This is a genomic window from Flavobacterium sp. GSB-24, assembly GCF_027924665.1.
Classification (GTDB): domain Bacteria; phylum Bacteroidota; class Bacteroidia; order Flavobacteriales; family Flavobacteriaceae; genus Flavobacterium.
Genome location: NZ_AP027043.1, coordinates 1,604,671 through 1,624,322, shown reverse-complemented (window position 1 = coordinate 1,624,322; position 19,652 = coordinate 1,604,671). Strand labels below are relative to the sequence as shown.

Sequence of the window (19,652 nt, the reverse complement as noted above, 5' to 3'; positions counted from 1 at the left end):
AAATTATTACTTAGCCAGTAATTCAAAATCAGATTTTAATTTAATGTCTGCAGAGGAAGCCCCAATCATCACTTCAAAATCACCTGGCTCAGCTGTCCACTCTAATTTATCATTGTAGAAAGAAAGTTTTTCTTTATCAATTGTAAATTCAATTGTTTTAGATTCTCCTGCATTTAATTTCACTTTTTTAAAGTCTTTCAACTCTAAAACTGGCCTCACAACAGATCCAAATTTATCTTTCAAATACAACTGAACTACTTCTTCTCCAGCTGCTTTTCCAACATTTGATAATTGGAAAGAAACTTTAATCGTTTCGTTACTTTTTATTTTTGATGCCGATAATTTCAAACCAGAATAATCAAATTTTGTATAACTTAATCCGTATCCAAAAGGGTATTTAGGAGAGTTTTTCAAGTCGATATAAGCCGAAACATAATTGGTTTCGCTTTCTGTTTTCGCTGGTCTTCCCGTACTAAAATGATTGTAATAAATTGGCACCTGCCCTACTTCTCTCGGGAAAGTCATTGGCAGTTTTCCTGACGGATTGTAGTCTCCAAATAAAACATTTGCAATTGCATTTCCAGCTTCTGTACCCAGCCACCAAGTATAAACAATTGCAGGAACATTGTCTGCTGTCCAATTGAAAACAAGAGGTCTTCCTGCATTAATTAAAACGACAACTGGTTTTCCTGTTGCTTGGATTGCTTTTACCAAATCTTCCTGAACGCCTGGCAAATGAAGGTCGCTTCTGCTTTTTGCTTCACCGCTCATGTCGCGTCTTTCCCCAATACTCAAAATCACAACGTCGGCTTGTTTTGCAGTTGCAACAGCTTCGGCAAAACCGTCTTTGTTTGTTCCCTCAATTTCACATCCTTTAGCGTAAAGGAGCTTTGTATTTTTACCCACTTTATTTTGAAGACCGTCCCATTGTGAAACAATCCATTTATTATAATCAACCTCAGGAAGTTCTACAGACCAGAATCCCATATTTTCTTTGTATTCTTTTACCATTGGTCCAATGAAAGCAATAGTTTTTACATTTTTTGAAATTGGTAAAGTCTGGTTTTCATTTTTTAATAAAACAATACTTTTCTGCGCCACTTCAAGTGCTGCTTTTCTGTTTGCTGGATCTGACAAGGCTTTTTCAGCACGCTTTTCATCCGAATATCTGTAAGGATCATCAAATAATCCTAATTCAAATTTTTTGCGAAGAATACGTTTTACGGCATCATCCACTAAATCAATAGAAACTCTGCCTTCTTTTATTAATTGAGCTAGATTCTGACGATACGCATTACTTTCCATATCCATATCGCTTCCGGCAGTAATGGCAGCATAAGCGGCTTCTTTAAGATCTTTAGAATAGCCATGCGCTACCATTTCGCCAATTGATCCCCAGTCTGAAACCACGAAACCTTGGAAATTCCATTTTCCTTTTAAAATATCTCTTTGTAAATGAGCATTTCCTGTTGCCGGGATTCCATTAATATCATTGAATGAATTCATGAATGTTGCTGCACCTGCATCTAAAGCAGCTTTAAAAGGAGGTAAATAAGTTTCAAACAACATTCTTTCGCTCATGTCTACAGAGTTATAATCTCTTCCGCCAACACCTGCACCGTAAGCTGCAAAGTGTTTTACGCAAGCCATAACCGAATTTAAATCGCCCAGTTTATTTCCTTGAAAACCTTTAACTCTTGCATAAGCAATTTTAGAACCTAGATAAGTATCTTCTCCAGCTCCTTCCATTACACGTCCCCAACGCGGATCACGGCCAATATCTACCATTGGTGCAAATGTCCAGTGAATACCACTCGCCGCTGCTTCTGTAGCTGCAACTCTTGCCGCTAACTCGATTGCTTCTAAATCCCAGCTCGCTGCTTCTGCAAGCGGAATTGGGAATGTAGTTTTGTAACCGTGAATAACGTCCTGACCAAATAACAACGGAATTTTAAGTCTTGACTGCATGGCTAATTCCTGATATTGTCTGGTATATTTTGTTCCAACAACATTTAACATAGAGCCTATTAACCCTTGTTTGATTTCGGATTGTTTGTTTGGATTAATTGTAATTGGTCCAGTTGCCTGATTATCTCCTGTGTACTGATTTAACTGTCCAATTTTTTCTTCAATTGTCATTTTATTCAATAGATCGTTGACTTTCTGATCTATTGTCTGCTGTTGTGCCGACGCAAAAAGCGAAAACAGCAACAACGTAATTGTGGTTACTTTCTTCATAAGTTTAAGTTGTTTACCAAACGTAAGTAGCTACAGCACCAGCGTTTAGTGTTGTTGAGGTTTGTTTTTGGTTGTATTTAATATTAAAAGTTTCTGCTGAAGCTCCGTCATTTTCTACAATCAGAACGATTTGTCCTAACGGAGTTTTGAAAGAAACATTGTGTAAATTTCCTACTATATTACTTCCAATTCTTACTGAACCTTCTGGTACAAATTTCGAAGCATGTCCTATTATATAATATCCCACTTCTCTTTTGATATTTTGATTTTGATCAATCATCAATGCGCCTTTACAAGTAGAACATCCTCCTGGGGTGAAAGGTTTGTAAAACTCATCATTTGCTAATCCCCACGAAAGTGCATTTTTACTCCAGTTACGCATACAACCAATTACTACATTTTTGACACTCCATTTCAAGTCAGTTTCAAAATTTGTTCCTGTTCCCGTATATTGTTCGGTAAAATACAAATCTTTATCTGGAAAAGCATTATGAACTGTTGTTAGAGCACTAATATCTCCTTCATATAAGTGAAAAGCAGAGCCTGTAACAAACGGATTTGCTTTTGGATCTTTTAAAATGGTTAGAGGATATTCGGGTTTGTTGCAATTGTGATCGTAAACAATAATTTTGGTTTTGATTTTAGCTTTCGCGAAAGCGGGACCTAAATGATTGCCTATAAAATCTGCCTGCTGTTCTGCCAGCATCAATAAACTTGGATTGTTTCCTGGATGCAGAGGCTCGTTTTGAGGTGTAATGGCATCAATAACAATTCCGTGTGATTTCATTGCCTGAATGTATTTTACAAAATATTCAGCATACACTTGATAATATTTTGGCTGTAAACTTCCTCCTTTTGAGCTTCCGTTATCTTTCATCCAAACTGGAGGCGACCACGGAGAACCCATTATTTTAATTTTAGGATTTATGGCTAAAATTTCTTTTAAAACCGGAATTACATCTTCTAAATCTGGTCCTAAATTAAATTTTTCCAATTTTAAATCTGTCTCGCCTTCCGGCACATCATCATACGAAAAAACTTTCTCATTCAAATCTGATGCTCCAATACTAATTCGCAGATAACTTAAACCGATGGCATCATTTTTTCTAGAAAATAATTCCTGAAGCAAAGCTTCTCTCTTTGGCTTATCTAGTTTTATAATTGCCTGGGCACTTCCGCCGGTTAGTGAAAACCCGAAACCTTCTACGGTTTGAAATTTCTCCGAAGGATTTACCTCAATTGTCTGATTTGAATTTGTCTCTGCACTAAAAACTAAATCAGGCTGTTTTTTAAGTTTTGAAGTTTCATCTGAAGTAGTAATCCAAGATTCTACTTTTCCAGAATTAGTAGTTGTACCATTTTTTGAAGATCCGCAATTGAACTGCATTGCAATTAATGGCAGTAAAGCTAGGATTTGAAGTTTTTTGATGCTGTTTTTCATTAATCTATTTCTATTAAAACAGGTAAATGATCCGACGGATATTTTAAATCTTTAGAATCACTTAACACTGCATGTTTCTGAATTGTAAGTCCGCTATTTTTTGATATAAAGATGTAATCTAATAATAATGTTACGGGTTCATTATGTTTAAAATCATTAAAAGTTCCAGATGGACCAAAAGGCTTTTCTTTTGAAACATCTTTAGTATCATCCATTACTTTTTTGATTTCGGCAATTTGCGGCGTATTAGGCTCTGAGTTAAAATCACCCATTAAAAAAACGGGATAGTTTTTAGTATTTATTTCTTTTATTTTAGAAAGAACGAGCTGTACACCTTTTACTCTGGCAACTTCTCCCATGTGATCTAAGTGAAGATTAAAAACCCAAAATGTTTTTTTCGTTTTTAAATCTTTAAAGAGTCCATAAGTGCAAACTCTATTACAAGCTGCATCCCATCCTCTTGAAACCACGTTTGGCGTTTCTGATAACCAAAAAGTATTAGATTGTTCTACTTTAAAACGATCTTTTTTATAGTAAATCGAAGATGCTTCTCCTAAACCTCCTTCTTCTCTGCCGATTCCAAATTTGTTGTATTTTGGCAAAGCCAATGCTATATCAATAACTTGATTGGGTGTTGCTTCCTGCACTCCAAAAATATCCGGGCTGTAAAAACCAATTTGAGAAGTAAAATAATCTTTTCGGTTTGGCCAGGCGTTTTCTCCATCTGAAGCAACATCTAAGCGGATATTATAGGTCATGATTTTTAGGTTTTGACCATAAAATGAGTTTACTGCCAAAAACAGCGCTGCTAAAACAAGTTTGTTTATCTTTTTCATGTTAAAAAAATTTTAATCTGTAAAGCTAGTTTTTCCCAAGCTTTACAGAAAAAAATCTATTTAAAAGTTATGTTAATTATACACTCTTACATAATCAACTTCGAAGGTCGCACTTGTAAAATTGGGATCTACAGCTCCTCCAAAATTTCCTCCCATTGCTAAATTAAGAATGATGAAGAACTTTTGGTTAAAAGGAGTTGTACTTGAATTTTTGTAAGTATAGAATAAATTATCATCTACATAAAATTTGATACTTTCTGCACTCCATTCGGCAGCATAAATATGAAATTCTGTAGTTGAGTTTGCGGCAGTTGTTGTTTTTGTGTCTGGGGTATTTCCTGAACGCCCTGGAGAATGTAATGATGAGTGAATTACATTTGGGGTGTTTCCAACTGATTCTAAAATATCAATTTCTCCGCAGGCAGGCCATCCAACAGTATCAATATTATCTCCAAGTAACCAGAATGCAGGCCAAGTTCCGCCGCCAACTGGAAGTTTCGCACGAACTTCGGCTCTTCCATATTTGAATGAAAATTTACCTTTTGTAAGCATTCTCGTTGACGTATATTGGCTTCCTAAATAATTTTCTTTAATTGCTGTAATCTTTAAGGTTCCATTTTCAATTTTTACATTCTCAGATCGATTGGTGTAATATTCTAATTCGTTGTTTCCCCAACCGTCACCTGTTCCTGTATTATATCCCCATTTTGAAGAATCTGGAGATCCGTCTACATTAAATTCATCAGACCAGATTACTTTACAGGCTACAAAAACATTTACTGAAGTTGAACTGCTCACAAACTTTGATCCGTTGTAAGCCGAAACAATTATAGGATAACTTTTAGTTCCCGATGCTGTAAATTCATAAGTTAAACTGCCTGTAGTAATCTCTTTAAGTTCATTATTTATCAATATTTTATAAAGTTGTGCATTAGTAGCACTGATAGTCAATTGTACTTTCCCGCTTCCATCTCCATTTGGGTTTTCTGCAGTTTTACCAACAGGTTCTACTTGTACAGAAAGATTAGAAGGAGCAGCGTTTACCGAAGAATCATCGCCTGCATCATTGTTACTGCTGCAAGATTGAAATATAAACAATAAGATTAGTGTAAACACACCTGCCTTATTTACAAGATTGATTGTTTTCATGGTTCATTTAAGATTGGTTTGTAGTTAATAAATTGAATATCAAGATAGATATAATTTGTTTGTTTTTTGCTTTTTGTTACTATTAAAGTCAAAATATTTCAAACTAAAGCCTTTATTTCCAAATGTAAGTTCCTACAGATCCTCCGTCTAACGAAGTTGTAACCCATTTTCCATTATATTTTATATTGAAAGTCTGGTTTGCAGATCCATCATTTTCAACAATCAAAACTTTAGAACCAGACGGTGTAATGAATGCAACATTTTGTAAATCTCCACTTGAATTACTTTGAATTCTAACAGACCCCATCGGAACAAATTTTGAAGCATGAGCAATAATATAATACGCTACATTTCTCTGAAAATTTTCACTAGATGTAATCGTTAAAGCTCCTTTACACATTGAACATCCTCCATCTGTATGAGGTTTGAATGCTCCATCATTGGCTAAATTCCACTCTAAGGCATTTTTACTATAATTTCTCATAGAACCAATGATTACGTTTCGAACATGCCATTTTAAATCTCCTCCAAAATCTCCGGTCGACGAAGTCCATTGCTCTGTAAAATAAATATTTTTAGTCGGATAAGCATTGTAAACATTTAAAAGCGCGCTGATATCGCCCGCATATAAATGAAATGCAGAACCATCGACAAACGAAAATGCATCGGCATCTGCCAAAATTGCTTTTGGATAATTTGGATTATCACAGTTATGATCGTAAGCTATAATTTTTGTTGCAAGATTTGCTGCTTTTAGCGCTGGTCCTAAATTAGCTTTTATAAAAACGGTCTGTTCTGCCGCAGACATATACATACTTGGATTATTTCCGTCGTGCAATGGCTCGTTTTGTGGAGTTACAGCATCAATTGTAATTCCTTCTGCCTTCATTGCCTGAATGTATTTTACAAAATACTTTGCGTAAACATCATAATATTTAGGCTGTAATTTACCGCCTATAAAACTGTCTTTATCTTTCATCCAAAGCGGGGCTGTCCAAGGAGTGGCCAAAATTGGTATTTTAGGGTTGATAGCCAAAATTTCTTTCAGAAGTGCAATTACTCCGTTTTTATCTTTTTCTAAACTGAATTTTGCCAAATCTAAATCTGTTTCTCCTGTTGCAAGATCATCATATGTAAAAGGTGAAGCATTTAAGTCTGAAGCTCCAATACTGATTCTTAGGTAACTTATTCCAATAGAATTTTCACCAGTTCCGAATAATTCCTTCAGAAGATCACTTTTTTTAACTGGGGTTAAATTGTTAATCACATAAGCACTTCCGCCTGTTAAAGTATAACCGAAACCGTCTATTGTTTGATATTTTTGAGAATCGATTACTTCAATATTTGTAAATGAATTAGATGTTGTGCCAAAACCTAATGTTCCAGACTGTTTTGCCAGCAAAGCAGTTTGATCTGATTTTGTCAGCCAAAAATCGACGTCGTTTGTAACCACTACTGGAGGATTTACCACAGGTGGATCTACTGGAGGATTTTCGACCGTATCATTTGAAGTAGAGCATTTTACTTGTGCCAATATGGCTGCCATAAAGAAAAATGCTTTAATAGTATTTTTGGTATTCAATTTCATATTCTTGGTTATTTAGTTAGCGTGCACAATTAAAACACTACAGTTTGTATAGCATGTGCTGGAATTGTAATAGTATTTTTTGTAGTTTGATTTTCGATAGCATAAACAATCTCTTTTTCAGATTGGTTCATAACGATAGTAATCAATTGTCCGTCAGAATTTTTAAAAGAAGTGCTCAATAAAGATTTATCGCTTATTGTTTCTATTACTCTTTTGGCATTTGGTCTAATAAATTTTGAGAAATGCCCGATATAATAATACATTGGCGTATAAATTAATTCGTCTTTTGTGGTATCGGCATGGATTGGTGCAAAGCAAAAATTACCAACATGATTTGGCCCTCCATTTTGGTCTAAAAGAATATTCCAATCTGTCCATGCTACTGTTCCGTTATTAAAATCATTAATCATATTGATTCCGTAACGCTCGGCATTTCCCCAAAACTGATATTTTTTGGCGTCAAATTTTTCAATACAGCCTTCTGTAAATATTAAATTTTTGTTTGGAAATTCTTCATGAACCTTTGCTACAGATTCGAATTGAGGCGGACCTCCGTTCCAAGTTTCATACCAGTGAAATCCAATTCCCCAAGCATATTTAGAAACTTCAGGATCTGAAAAAACAAGATTTGCACGTTTTTCCAGCATGTCTCCCCTATTATGATCCCAAATAATAACCTTTTTGGAGCCTAGACCTTCTTTTTCTAAAGTTGGGCCAAGATGGTTTTTAAGGAAATCTCTTTCTGCTTCTGGAGTATAAATACAAGATTCCCAGCTTTGTTTGGCCATTGGTTCATTTTGAACTGTTAAACCCCAAATAGGAATTCCTTCTTTTTCGTATGCTTTTATAAATTTGGCATAATACAATGCCCAAGATGGAGCAAACTCAGGCAATAAAACGCCGCCGTGCAAAATATCATTATTGTCTTTCATGAAAGCTGGGGGACTCCATGGACTTGCAAATAATGTTAGTTTTCCGCCGGCTGTTTCAATTGCTTTTTTGATTAATGGAATTCTATATTTTCGATCGTGATCGATATTGAAGGTTTTCAGATCTTTGTCTCCTTCAGCAATATAGGTATAACTATCGCTGCTAAAATCACAGCTATGAATATTGGTTCTGGCTAAAGAATAACCAATGCCATTGGTTTTGTCGTAGTAAGCATTTAAAAATTCCCTTTGTTTTTTTGGAGATAATTTAGCAAAAACTTCCGCGCTTGCATCTGTAATTGCTCCTCCAATTCCGAGGAAAGTCTGATCTGTTTTTTCAGTATTTACAATTATAGATACTGTTGAAGTTTTTTGTTGTGTAGTATTGTTATTTGAAATTAAATCATTGGATAATGATAAATTCCAATTGGTATTTTCGGCAGTAGTAAAAACCTTTATTTTATTTTTTTTTTGCGATGAAGCATTGGTTTTTTGAGCTGTTACTGTTGAAGTAAAACAGCTTAATTGTATTAAGATAAAGGCAGATAGAAATAGTTTTGATGTTGTTTTCATGTTGTTTAAAAAAATAGTTTTTAAATTAAAAGTAAGAGAAGACTAATAAGGATGATTCAGATTAGCCTTCTTCTTTACTTTACTACAAAATATTAATAAACAAGCGTTTGTATAGCTCGTGGCGGAATTTTAACTACCGCTTTTTCAGCTCCAATAATCAAATTATATGTAAGTTCATTTGCCGACTGGTTCATAACAATAGTTGCCATAGTTCCATCTGCATTTAAAAATGATGTACTTAATAATGCGCTTCTGCTTACTGCAGTACTTACACGAACCGCATTTAGACGAATAAATTTAGAAAAGTGTCCGATGTAATAATACGATGGTGTGTAAATTAACTCCCCTGTTGTGGTGTCTGCATGAATTGGTGCAAAACAGAAATTTCCAACGTGATTAGGTCCTCCATTTTGATCTAATAAAATATTCCAATCTGTCCAAGCAACTGTTCCGTTATTAAAATCATTAATCATATTGATTCCGTAACGTTCTGCATTACCCCAAAATTGATATTTTGATGCATCAAATTTTTCTATACATCCTTCTGTAAACATTAGTTTTTTGTCTGGATATGCTTGATTTACTTTAGCAACATTATCAAACAGCGGCGCACCGCCAGACCATGTTTCGTACCAGTGAAACCCCATTCCCCAAACGTATTTTGATGCTTCTGGATCAGAGTAAATTACATTAGCACGGTAATTCATCAAATCGCGGTTATGATCCCAAATTATAATTTTTTTATCCCCTAGATTTTCTTTTTTCAAAGTTGGCCCAAGATAGTTTTTGATAAAATCTCTTTCAGCTTCTGCTGTATAAATACAAGATTCCCAAGTCTGAACAGCCATTGGTTCGTTTTGTGTAGAAGTTCCCCAAATCGGAATTCCTTCTTTTTCGTATGCCTTAATAAACTTCGCATAGAAATTTGCCCATGTCTGATAGTATTCTGGAAGCAGTGTTCCGCCTTTTAGTACATTTTTATTACTTTTCATAAAAGCATTTGGTGACCAAGGCGCAGCATAAGTTGTTAACTTTCCACCTGCTTTTTGAATAGCTTGTTTTATTAGAGGAATACGATATTGCTTATCATGATCAATAGAAAAAGTTTTCAGGTCTTTATCTCCTTCTTCGATATAAGAATAGCTTCCACTGCTAAAATCAGAACTTTGAATTGTTGTTCTTAGCAAAGAATAGCCAATACCTTTTTGTTTATCGTAATAAGCATCTAAGAATTCTGCTTGTTTTTCTTTTGAAAGTTTAGCAAAAATTTCGGCACTTGCATCTGTAATAGCGCCGCCGATTCCCATAAAAGTCTGAAACTTTTTTGCAGGTTCTACAAAAACCGAAAATTCTGTTTCTAAGGGCTGTTTTGCAGCCGAAAAAGTTAAGTTATCTGTAGATGTTAATCGTAACTTCGAATTTTCTGCAGTTGTGTAAACGGTTATTTTTTTACCATTGGTTGTAAATTCTTTTTTTGTTTTTGGTTGTTGTGCAAAACATGCAGCTGTAAACAAAAGGCATAAAATTTTTAGACTATTTTTTTTCATTCGCTCCCAATTATTATTGTTTTTTAATTGAAGTTTTGGAGAAATCTAAAACTGATTTTTTTAATCTCTTTTAAAGAATTTAAAAAATAGCCCATACTCATAATGATTATGGGCTACTTACAACCAAACTTAAACTTAAACTTAACTTAACTCTTTATTTTCCTCGGAATTCAACTTTTGATACTGTGATTCCATCTTTTGTAAAAGTATTACCACCAGAACGGATTAGTAAATAGATTTTTCCACTTTCATTGAATTTTACAACATTTGAAACTGTACCTGTTGCGTCGTTTTTCACACATCCAACTACAGAAAGCATTCCTGAAAAACCTGATTTTGCACAACCATCCCAAGTACTTAATCCCATCACTTTATTGTCTTTGTATTCAACTCCAGGTTGTGGAGCTGATTTACCAGCGTAAACTTCAAACCAAGTTTCATCAGAACCACTAGTAGAAGAAACTTTCATGTCTATCGTATACTCTTTGTCTTTTACAACATCAATTGCTTGGTAGATTCCTTCTTGTGCCCATCCTCCTGGAGAGTGAATGGTTGCACTGTTATTAGCAAATGACCAAAATGCCGCACCTGTAGCACTAAGTTTTAGTACAGTCCATTTTGCTTGATCTTCAGCAGTGGCAAAAGAACCACCTTGCACTAAATTTCCTTTTAAAGGATCTGATGTTGCAACTACTACTTCTTTTGAAGCTGTAGCCTCAGCACCTCCTCTACCTATCGCAGTATGTACAATAGTGTAAGTTCCAGCATCTGGCAAAGAAATTTCTTCTTCCATTTTACCTACATAAGCTCCTGCTCCTGTATCCCATAATGATTTTAAAACTCCTTTTGGCTGAGCCACCAACTTATAAGTATTTACTTTTCCTTCAACAGGTGTAATCGTAAAAGATGCATCAACATTATCATCAGTTAATCCATTATTAGTAACAGAATCTTCAGGCTGACAGCTAGTTAAACTTAATACTGCTGCCATAAAAAACAATGCTAAAAAACCTTGTTTTTTTATTAAATTTATTTTCATATGATATTGTATTAACTAATTAATAATTAGGATTTTGAACTAACTGAGTATTTTCTAAGTCCTTTTGTGGAATAGGCCAAACTTCATTTTTACCAGCAACAAATCCGTCACCAGCAAGAACAGTCGCTGCTTTTCCAGTTCTAACTAAGTCGAACCAGCGGTGTCCTTCACCAGCCAATTCTAATCTTCGCTCGTTAGCAATTGCATCTAATGATACTGGCACTGAAGCCAATCCAACTCTAGCTCTTACTGCATCTAATAAAGCTTGTGCTCTAGCTCCAGTTCCTCCTAATGCTTCTGCTTCCATTAAGTAAGTATCTGCTAAACGAATTGCATAAGTATCTTGTTTGTAATTTAAAGCTGTTGCTCCTCCGCCTGTAGATGTGTCTGAATTTAAAGGCATAAATTTCTTTAAGAAATATCCTGTATCTTGATCACCAGGCGCATAATCTGCTGCTCCTGATGCTTTAAGAGCACGTAAATCAAAAATTGTAGAATTAAAACGCGGGTCTCCTTTTAAAGCATCGTATAAACTTTGAGTTACTGGATTAAAACTCCATCCTGAAATATAATCTGGTAATGTTAAGTCAGATCTACCATATCCTCTTGGGCCAACCATGATATTTACAGAGTTTCCTTCGTCAGCTCCGCCTCCCCAGAATCCCCAGTCTGCATTACTTTTATCTGTATGCATGATTTCGATAATAGCTTCTGAGTTAAATTTGTTACTGATTACCCATAAATCAGAGAATTTAGTTAACAATTTGTAACCGTACATGCTAGTTCCTCCAGGTGTACCATTTACGTCTGCAAATTCGGCAGCTGCTAATGAATTTTTACCCTCATACAAATAAACTTTACCTAATAATGCCTGTACTGCTCCTTTTGAAAGGCGACCTCCCTCTGTTGGAACATCAACTTTATTAGGAAGTACAGCTTTTGCTTCCATTAAATCTTTTTCTATTTGCGCATAAATTTCTTCTGGACTAACTTGAGTAACGTTATATCCCTCAGCAGGCGAAATTGGAGTCAGTATTAATGGTAAATTTTTAAATGTTCTTACTAATTCAAAGTAGAAATAGCCTCTCAATGCTTTTGCTTCTGCTGCAAAACGTGTTTTTTTAGCATCAGACATATCTACTCCTGGCAATTTTGCCAATAAAATATTTGCTCTAGCAATTCCCTGAAAAAAATCACCCCAATAACTTCTTGGCATATTTATTTTGTCCAGTTTATAATTATCAAAAGCATGTATACCAGCACCATCACCAGGTCCACCACCTCCAGCATAAAAATCATCTGAACCAGCATTTAGCATAGTTATCATGTTTTCAAAACCTTTAGATTGTTTACCCATTATATCATAAACAGCAACCAGCGCAGAAAATGCTTCTGACTCATCTTTATAATAATTGTCTACTAACGGAAGCCCTTTTGGCTCAACTGTTAAAAAATCTTCACCACAAGAAGAGCCTAGAAGTAATAATCCAGCGGCGATGAATGAATATCTTATATTTTTAATTTTCATGATTCTTAATTTTAAAATTGTAAATTAACACCTAACATTACAGTTCTTGCTTGTGGATAATATCCTTTATCAATACCAAAAACTCCTCCACCAATCTCTGGATCATATCCTGAGTATTTTGTAAATGTTAATAAATTTTCTCCAGTCAAATAAAGTCTTGTTTTTGAAAGACCTGCCTTTGCAACTACATCACTTGGTAGATTATAACCAATTTGAACTGTTTTAACTCTCCAGTAATCTCCGTTTTCTAAATAGAAATCTGATGGGTTTGAGAAGTTTTTATTGTTATCAACCGTTGATAAAATTGGATATGTATTAGTTGATCCTTCGCCTGTCCAACGACCTAAAGCAGAAGCTGGGTAGTTAGCATCGGTGATATCTAGACGACGAAGTCCTTGGAAAATTTTGTTTCCAATTGCTCCTTGAGTAAAGATTAACAAATCAAAGTTTTTATAATCCAAATTAACTGTGAAACCGTATGTGTATTTTGGAAGTGGGCTTCCAAGGAAAGTTTTATCATCATCTGAAATTTTTCCATCACCATTAAGATCCTGCCATCTAAAATCTCCTGGTCTTGCACCTGGTTGAATTAAACCGCCTGTAGCATTTGTGTAAGCATTAATTTCTGCTTGATTTTGAAAAATTCCTTGGGTTTTATATCCGTAAAAAGAGTTGTAAGATTGTCCTACTTGTGTTCTTGTTACAGCACCCATATTTTGGAAAGAGGCATCTCCAGAAATGAACTGGATATCTTTTCCTAAATTAGTTACTTCATTCTCTAAATAAGAAATATTTCCACTTAAACTTAAACCAACTTTACCAATTTTTTTACGGTAAGAAAGTTCTAAGTCAACCCCCTTGTTCTCCATGTCAGCAATGTTTGCAGACGGTCTACCAGTACTACCAACGTGACCAGGTAAGTCAATATCTTGTAAAATACCTGTAGATTTTTTAACATAAAAATCTGTTGTTAATGATAAGTCATTGAAGAAAGTGATATCAAAAGCAACGTTTGCCTGACTAGTTTCTTCCCATTTCAAATCTGGATTCGCAGGTGCATTTGGACTATTACCAACAACTACTGAACCTTGATCTCCTATAGTATAATTTCTTCCTGAACCAATAGTTGCTAAGTATTTGAAATCTCCAATAGCATCACTACCTGTAATACCATATCCTCCTCTAAACTTTAACTGAGTTACTACCTTATTTTGTGGCCAGAAATTTTCTTTAGTTGGCACCCATCCTAATGAGAATGAAGGGAAAGTTCCATATTTGTAATTTTGACCAAAACGAGAAGAACCATCACGACGTACAATACCTGTAAATAGATATTTTTCCTTGTAATCATAATTCGCTCTTGCAAATAATGAAGTTACTTTATGCTCATAACCATTGTAAGCTGAAGCAGTAATATTGTCTTGTGGATGATCGTTCGGGAAAGTTGCATCATCAAAATTAGTGTAGGGAATATTAAAATAAGTCACCGTAGATCCAGATGTAATATTATCGACATAAGCACCTTGTCCTACTAAAACTGAAAAGTTATGATCTTCGATTTGTTTTGCATACGAAATAGTATTTTCAATATTCCATCCAAAACCTCTGTTTGAATTTCTGCTTAAATTATTTTTCGCATTAATTGTAGATGAGTTAAAGTAATATACTGGAGTAAAACTTTCTGAACCCCAATATGCTAATTTACCTCCTAAGGTACTTCTAATTTTTAAGCCTTTAATAGCTTCTAATTCTAAGTAAGCATTTCCAACAAAATTATCAGACCATCCATAATTACCCAATTTTGTTTGGATATATGCCAAAGGATTACTCATCTCTTGAGTTACTACTTGAGAAATTCCATAAGGATTTCCGTTTGGATCTCTTAAAACATAATTTTGATTGTACGGATATCCAGCTGCAACAGTTGGATCTGTAACAATGGCAGGAGTAGTTGGATCTAAATTGATTGCAGAACTTAATGGTCCACCATATTCATTATTTGTGTTTCCTATTCCAACATTTTTTTCATGTGAATAACCTAAAGTTTGCCCAAAAGTTAATCCTTTTACAATTTTGTGTGTTGAGTTTAAACGGATGTTTTTTCTATTGTAGTTAGAAATTGGAGTAGCTACAATACCTTCTTGATCTAATAAACCAAAAGAAACGTAGAAAGTAGAAACATCATTTCCTCCTGATAAACTTAATTCATGACCAGTTCTTTGGGCATTATCATTAAAAATTTGTTTTTGCCAATCAGTTCCCGCTCCGTAAGAAGAAACGTTTTTATATGGAAGATCATAAGGTTTACTAGTATCTGTATACCCATTAGCATATCTTTCATTCATTATAGTCGCATACTCAGTAGCATTCAATAAATCCAGTTTTCTTGCAGCAGCAGAAAATCCAGTGTAACCATTATAATTTACACTCATTTTACCAGATTTACCTTTTTTAGTTGTGATAAGGATAACACCCGCTGCTGCTCTAGCACCATAAATAGCTTGAGATGCCGCATCTTTAAGAACCTCCATAGAAGCAATATCAGATTGATTCAAATAACCAATACCGCCCGAATCAACAATTACACCATCAACAACCCATAAAGGCTCATTATTTCCAAAAGAAGTAATACCCCTTACTCGTATTGTAGAAGAAGATCCTGGTTGTCCTGCATTTGCTGCAATGGTAACCCCAGAAACTCTACCTTGAAGAGATTGTTCAACTCTTGTAATTGGTAAATCTTCCAAATCTGATGCTTTTACACTAGAAATTGCACCAGTTACAACAGATTTCTTTTGAGTACCATATCCAACAACAACAACTTCATTTAAAGATTGTGATTCTGGTTTTAATTGAATTGAAATTTTAGTTCTTCCATTTACAGCTTCAGTTACTGTAGTATAACCTATAAATGTAATTGTTAAAGTTCCGTTTGAAGGTACTTGCATTTGAAACTTTCCATCAAAGTCAGATGCAGTAGATTTGGTTGTACCTTTTAATAAAATTGTTGCACCTGGAACAGGCATACCACTTTCATCATTTATTATTCCACTTACTGTGACATCTTGAGCCACAGCTATAACCGAGAATAATAAAGATGAAATACAAAAAACAAGTAATTTTGTTAATTTCATTTTTCTAAAAATTTTGGTTAATTAATTAGTAATTTGATGCAATACTAAAACTAAATTTTCACTTTTCACATTTAAAAATCATTACAAAAACACATCAAATTAAAGATTTTAATATTATAAAAACACATCAAAAAAATCATAACAATTTGATTTATAAATATTTAAAAAAACAAAAAATAGTACTAATGAAAAGTTAATATTATCAATAAACACTACATATAGTTAAAATGACCAAAACTTACTAAAAAGCATCATAAACTACAACGAGATAGTACTGTAAATATCACCATAACTTATTATTTTCTAAATATTTACAATAACTTAACAAACAAATTTTGAAAAAATTAGCAAACCGAGAATATGATATTTTTACAATACTTTTTTTACATTATTAGCAATCATTTTTTAAATAGGTAAATTCTTATTTTTATGTATTTTATAAGAAATAAGCTTCAAAAATGATGGGGATTATGGAAGTAAGTAGAAAAATTTTGGCTGTAAAATTCTTTAAGGAGTTATACTATTTTGAGCTTTTTTAAAAAGTAAATTAAATTCTAGTTGCTTTAGATCTAACTCAAATTGATCTATAAATGCTATAAAAAACATTGATTTTATGAAGAAATATAATCATATGGCATTGGTTTGCTTTGACCATTTAACGTACGTTATAGCTAACAAAAACAGGCATAGAATGGATGTTGTTTTAATATTAGAAGTTTAACTGTCTAGCTATCGATATTCGACAGATATTACATTCTTATTGAAAAAAAAAAAGTCTTAACGTTTGTTTTAAGACTTTACATGAAGATAGAATCGTTTTAGTTAATTAGTAAAAATTACAAAGTATTCAATCGATAAATGATTCTAAAATCGGCCTATTATTGAAGTAGTTCTCTTTGAATACTTTAAAATTTAATTAGCACCCGAAATTTGAAGTAAAAAAAATAGCCCATAATCGAAATTACGGGCTACCCAGGCAATAAACTTAACTTAAACTAACCATAGTTTAAATCTTCTAAATATTTCATTTTAAAGAATGAAATATAAATGTTTGAAAAATCGAAAAAGGAATTTTTTAATCTTCCTTTTTCGAAAATAACTAACATGAAATATTATTATTGAGGTTTGAAAACAAATGTCCAACCTGTTCCATATGTTTCACTATTATTTAAGTAAAGAATCATTTTATCTTGTTCAAGACTTACGATAGTGTAAACACCATCAGCATTTCCTGCAGCCGAACCTAACATTTTCGAATTTATGATAGTTAACTGCTTATTTTTGATATCCAATTTAAAGCTTCCTTTTGTTGGTGCAGCACTTGTTGTTTCATAATGGTTGTAATTTGCTGCTCCATTTAAATCAAAATGCATTTTCCCAAGCGCATCGCTTGGAGCACAACAATCTCCAGCATTCCACCACGCGGTCATAGCGCTTTCTGCACTTCCGTTTGGAGACATAAACCACCATAATCTTCCAGAACCTTGCGTACCATCAAAAACCCAAGTTTTACCAGCAGCCGTATTAGTCCCAACTAGATCATACCAGTCTTGGTCTAAAGGAGTATCTAACTGATTAATTTGAACATCAATTGTCTTAGTAAAAAATTCAGCGCCTAGAGTTCCAACAAAGGTAAATGTTGCTTTTCCCGGGATAGGATAAACAAACGTCACTTCATTTGTTAGTGCTTTATCTAAACCGTAATCCCAATATCCAGTCACGCCTGGAGTTTTCATATTAAGTGTGATCTTATTCCCTCCTGGAGTGCTTTGAGTAGCTACTAATTCAACTCCAGCAACGTCAGTAGAATTCGTTAAATGCTGTTCATCTACTATTGGATCACATGCTGAAAAAGTCAACGTAAAAAGAGCCAAAAGAAGATATAATATTTTATTGATTTTCATATTTATCTATATTAATATTGTTAAATTTTACCACCCTGGATTTTGTGAATAAACTCCATTTGATAGTCTAAGTTCTGTTTCAGGCATAGAAACCAAACCCTTAGTCTCTGGTCTATATTTTACGCTGTAAACTGCTGAAGTACCTGAATTTCTAACTGGAATTGTGCTATTATATGCGTTATCAACATCTCCCCAACGAATTAAATCAAACCAGTGTAATCCTTCAAACGCAAATTCATGCAAACGCTCTGCTTTAATATTTTCAAGCGAATACCCAACTGGATCAAGCTTTGCTCTTGCTCTAACTGCATTTAAACCTGCAGCAGTTTTAGTAATTTCTGAATGCATCAATAATACATCTGCGTAACGCATGAAGATAAAATCTTGTGCATGCATTAATTGCATATCAGTATTTGACCAGTTGTACAATTGAACAAACATTCCGACAGTAGTTCCACCTGCATTAGGATATTGTAACGAAATATATTTTTTATTGAAATATCCTGTCTCATGGTCTCCCTTATCTTGCGCATAAGCAGCCGTTCCTTGATCGGCCTTACCTACTTCAAGTATAGAACCTCTTTTTCTTGTATCACGTTCCTCCCAGTTACTATATAAACTTGGATTTACTGTACACCAGCCCCATCCTTCTCCAAATGGCACCAATGAATTACCGCGTAATGCAGAGAACAGACATAATCTATTAGTATAAATATTACCATTTGTCCAGCTCCAATCTCCAAAAGAGAATCTTTGAACGAACATTGTCTCATAATTTCCGGTTCCAAACGTCGGGCTGATACCATCTTGTCCTACCCAAGATAAACCTTCAGTTGCAGCCCATGGCAAAACATTATTTCCAGAAGCTTTATTAACATAAGAGTAAGGCCAAAGGTTTCTAAAATCTGGAACAAGAGCATGACCACTATTAGTCATACAGTCAGTTAAATAACTTGCTACTTGTGTTGCATTTAAAGAACCTCCTTCTGCTAAAGGTAATTCTTCAGTGGCTTGTTTCTCCATATTTGTCATATAGCCTGTGTAAAATAAAAACACACGTCCTAAATAAGCTTCTGCAACCCATTTATTAGCATGACCATATCTTGATGTTGGAATACTTGTAAAAGGAGTTGCCGGCATTGTTTCGATTGCCTTTTTTAGATCTGAAGCAATCTGTGCAAATGTTTCAGTGTAAGTATTTCTTGGGCCGTCTTTTTTTCCATCAATAGTTATGATTAATGGAACTCCTCCAAAAAACTTAGCCAATCTAAAGTAGAAAAACGCTCTCATAAAATAAGCCTCGCCAATTGCTTGTTGCTTAAATTGATCAGCTTCAGCAGCAGTATTGAAATAAGTACTAAAATCCGCAAGAGGAGTTTTCTCTATAATTGCATTTGTTCTAGCAATACCTCTGTAAGATTGAACCCACATATCTAAATATGTATCATCTACAGGATCTTCAAAATTATCAACCCATTTGGCTGTTTTATCATCAGGACCTCCTCCTCCTAACATCATATTATCCATAAGATTGGCTGCAATCTGCTCTTCGCTATGCACGTTATTTGTATAAATAGCGTTGTAAACTCCAGCAGTTGCTTCTTCAATATCTTGAGGTGTCTTGTAAAAATTCTCTAAACTCTTTTCTGTTAAATTATCAGTATCAAGATAATCATCACAGCTTGCTACAATAAATACAGCCGAAATCGCTACTAAATATTTTATTTTTTTCATTGTAATTGTATT

At 34.2% G+C, this 19,652-nt stretch carries 12 protein-coding genes; all 12 read right to left on the bottom strand.

The window, feature by feature from the left end; all coding sequences use genetic code 11:
* Positions 1-6: 6 nt before the first annotated feature.
* Positions 7-2,238 (bottom strand): glycoside hydrolase family 3 N-terminal domain-containing protein, encoded by a 2,232-nt coding sequence (locus QMG60_RS07205; protein ID WP_281867335.1) that lies wholly within the window; start codon positions 2,236-2,238, stop codon positions 7-9.
* A 13-nt stretch (positions 2,239-2,251) separates the two neighbouring features.
* A complete protein-coding gene (locus QMG60_RS07200) occupies positions 2,252-3,679 on the bottom strand; it encodes a glycoside hydrolase family 30 beta sandwich domain-containing protein (RefSeq protein ID WP_281867334.1) in 1,428 nt (475 codons plus the stop codon).
* A complete protein-coding gene (locus QMG60_RS07195; RefSeq protein ID WP_281867333.1) occupies positions 3,679-4,515 on the bottom strand; it encodes an endonuclease/exonuclease/phosphatase family protein in 837 nt (278 codons plus the stop codon). The genes QMG60_RS07200 and QMG60_RS07195 overlap by 1 nt, the downstream gene beginning before the upstream one ends.
* A 72-nt stretch (positions 4,516-4,587) precedes the next feature.
* The gene (locus tag QMG60_RS07190) at positions 4,588-5,664 is read right to left on the bottom strand and encodes a glycoside hydrolase family 16 protein (protein ID WP_281867332.1); all 1,077 of its coding nucleotides are present in this window, start codon (positions 5,662-5,664) and stop codon (positions 4,588-4,590) included.
* A gap of 112 nt (positions 5,665-5,776) precedes the next feature.
* Positions 5,777-7,252: a glycoside hydrolase family 30 beta sandwich domain-containing protein gene (locus QMG60_RS07185; RefSeq protein ID WP_281867331.1), complete on the bottom strand. Its 1,476-nt coding sequence runs from the start codon at positions 7,250-7,252 to the stop codon at positions 5,777-5,779.
* A gap of 29 nt (positions 7,253-7,281) precedes the next feature.
* Complete coding sequence (locus QMG60_RS07180) at positions 7,282-8,754, bottom strand: glycoside hydrolase family 30 protein (protein ID WP_281867330.1); 1,473 nt, start codon at positions 8,752-8,754, stop codon at positions 7,282-7,284.
* Between the two features lie 92 nt (positions 8,755-8,846).
* Positions 8,847-10,301 carry a glycoside hydrolase family 30 protein gene (locus QMG60_RS07175; protein WP_134139274.1) on the bottom strand — a complete coding sequence of 485 codons (1,455 nt, stop codon included), beginning with the start codon at positions 10,299-10,301 and terminating at the stop codon, positions 8,847-8,849.
* A gap of 154 nt (positions 10,302-10,455) precedes the next feature.
* On the bottom strand, positions 10,456-11,340 hold the full coding sequence (locus tag QMG60_RS07170; protein WP_281867329.1) for a hypothetical protein: 885 nt from the start codon (positions 11,338-11,340) through the stop codon (positions 10,456-10,458).
* Positions 11,341-11,359: 19 nt separating this feature from the next.
* Complete coding sequence (locus QMG60_RS07165; protein ID WP_281867328.1) at positions 11,360-12,868, bottom strand: RagB/SusD family nutrient uptake outer membrane protein; 1,509 nt, start codon at positions 12,866-12,868, stop codon at positions 11,360-11,362.
* An 11-nt stretch (positions 12,869-12,879) separates the two neighbouring features.
* The gene (locus tag QMG60_RS07160; RefSeq protein WP_134139270.1) at positions 12,880-16,002 is read right to left on the bottom strand and encodes a TonB-dependent receptor; all 3,123 of its coding nucleotides are present in this window, start codon (positions 16,000-16,002) and stop codon (positions 12,880-12,882) included.
* Between the two features lie 1,115 nt (positions 16,003-17,117).
* Positions 17,118-17,906: a hypothetical protein gene (locus tag QMG60_RS07155; protein ID WP_057117527.1), complete on the bottom strand. Its 789-nt coding sequence runs from the start codon at positions 17,904-17,906 to the stop codon at positions 17,118-17,120.
* Positions 17,907-17,933: 27 nt separating this feature from the next.
* Entirely contained in the window at positions 17,934-19,640 is a 1,707-nt protein-coding gene (locus tag QMG60_RS07150) for a RagB/SusD family nutrient uptake outer membrane protein (protein WP_057117680.1), read from the bottom strand.
* Positions 19,641-19,652 lie beyond the last annotated feature (12 nt).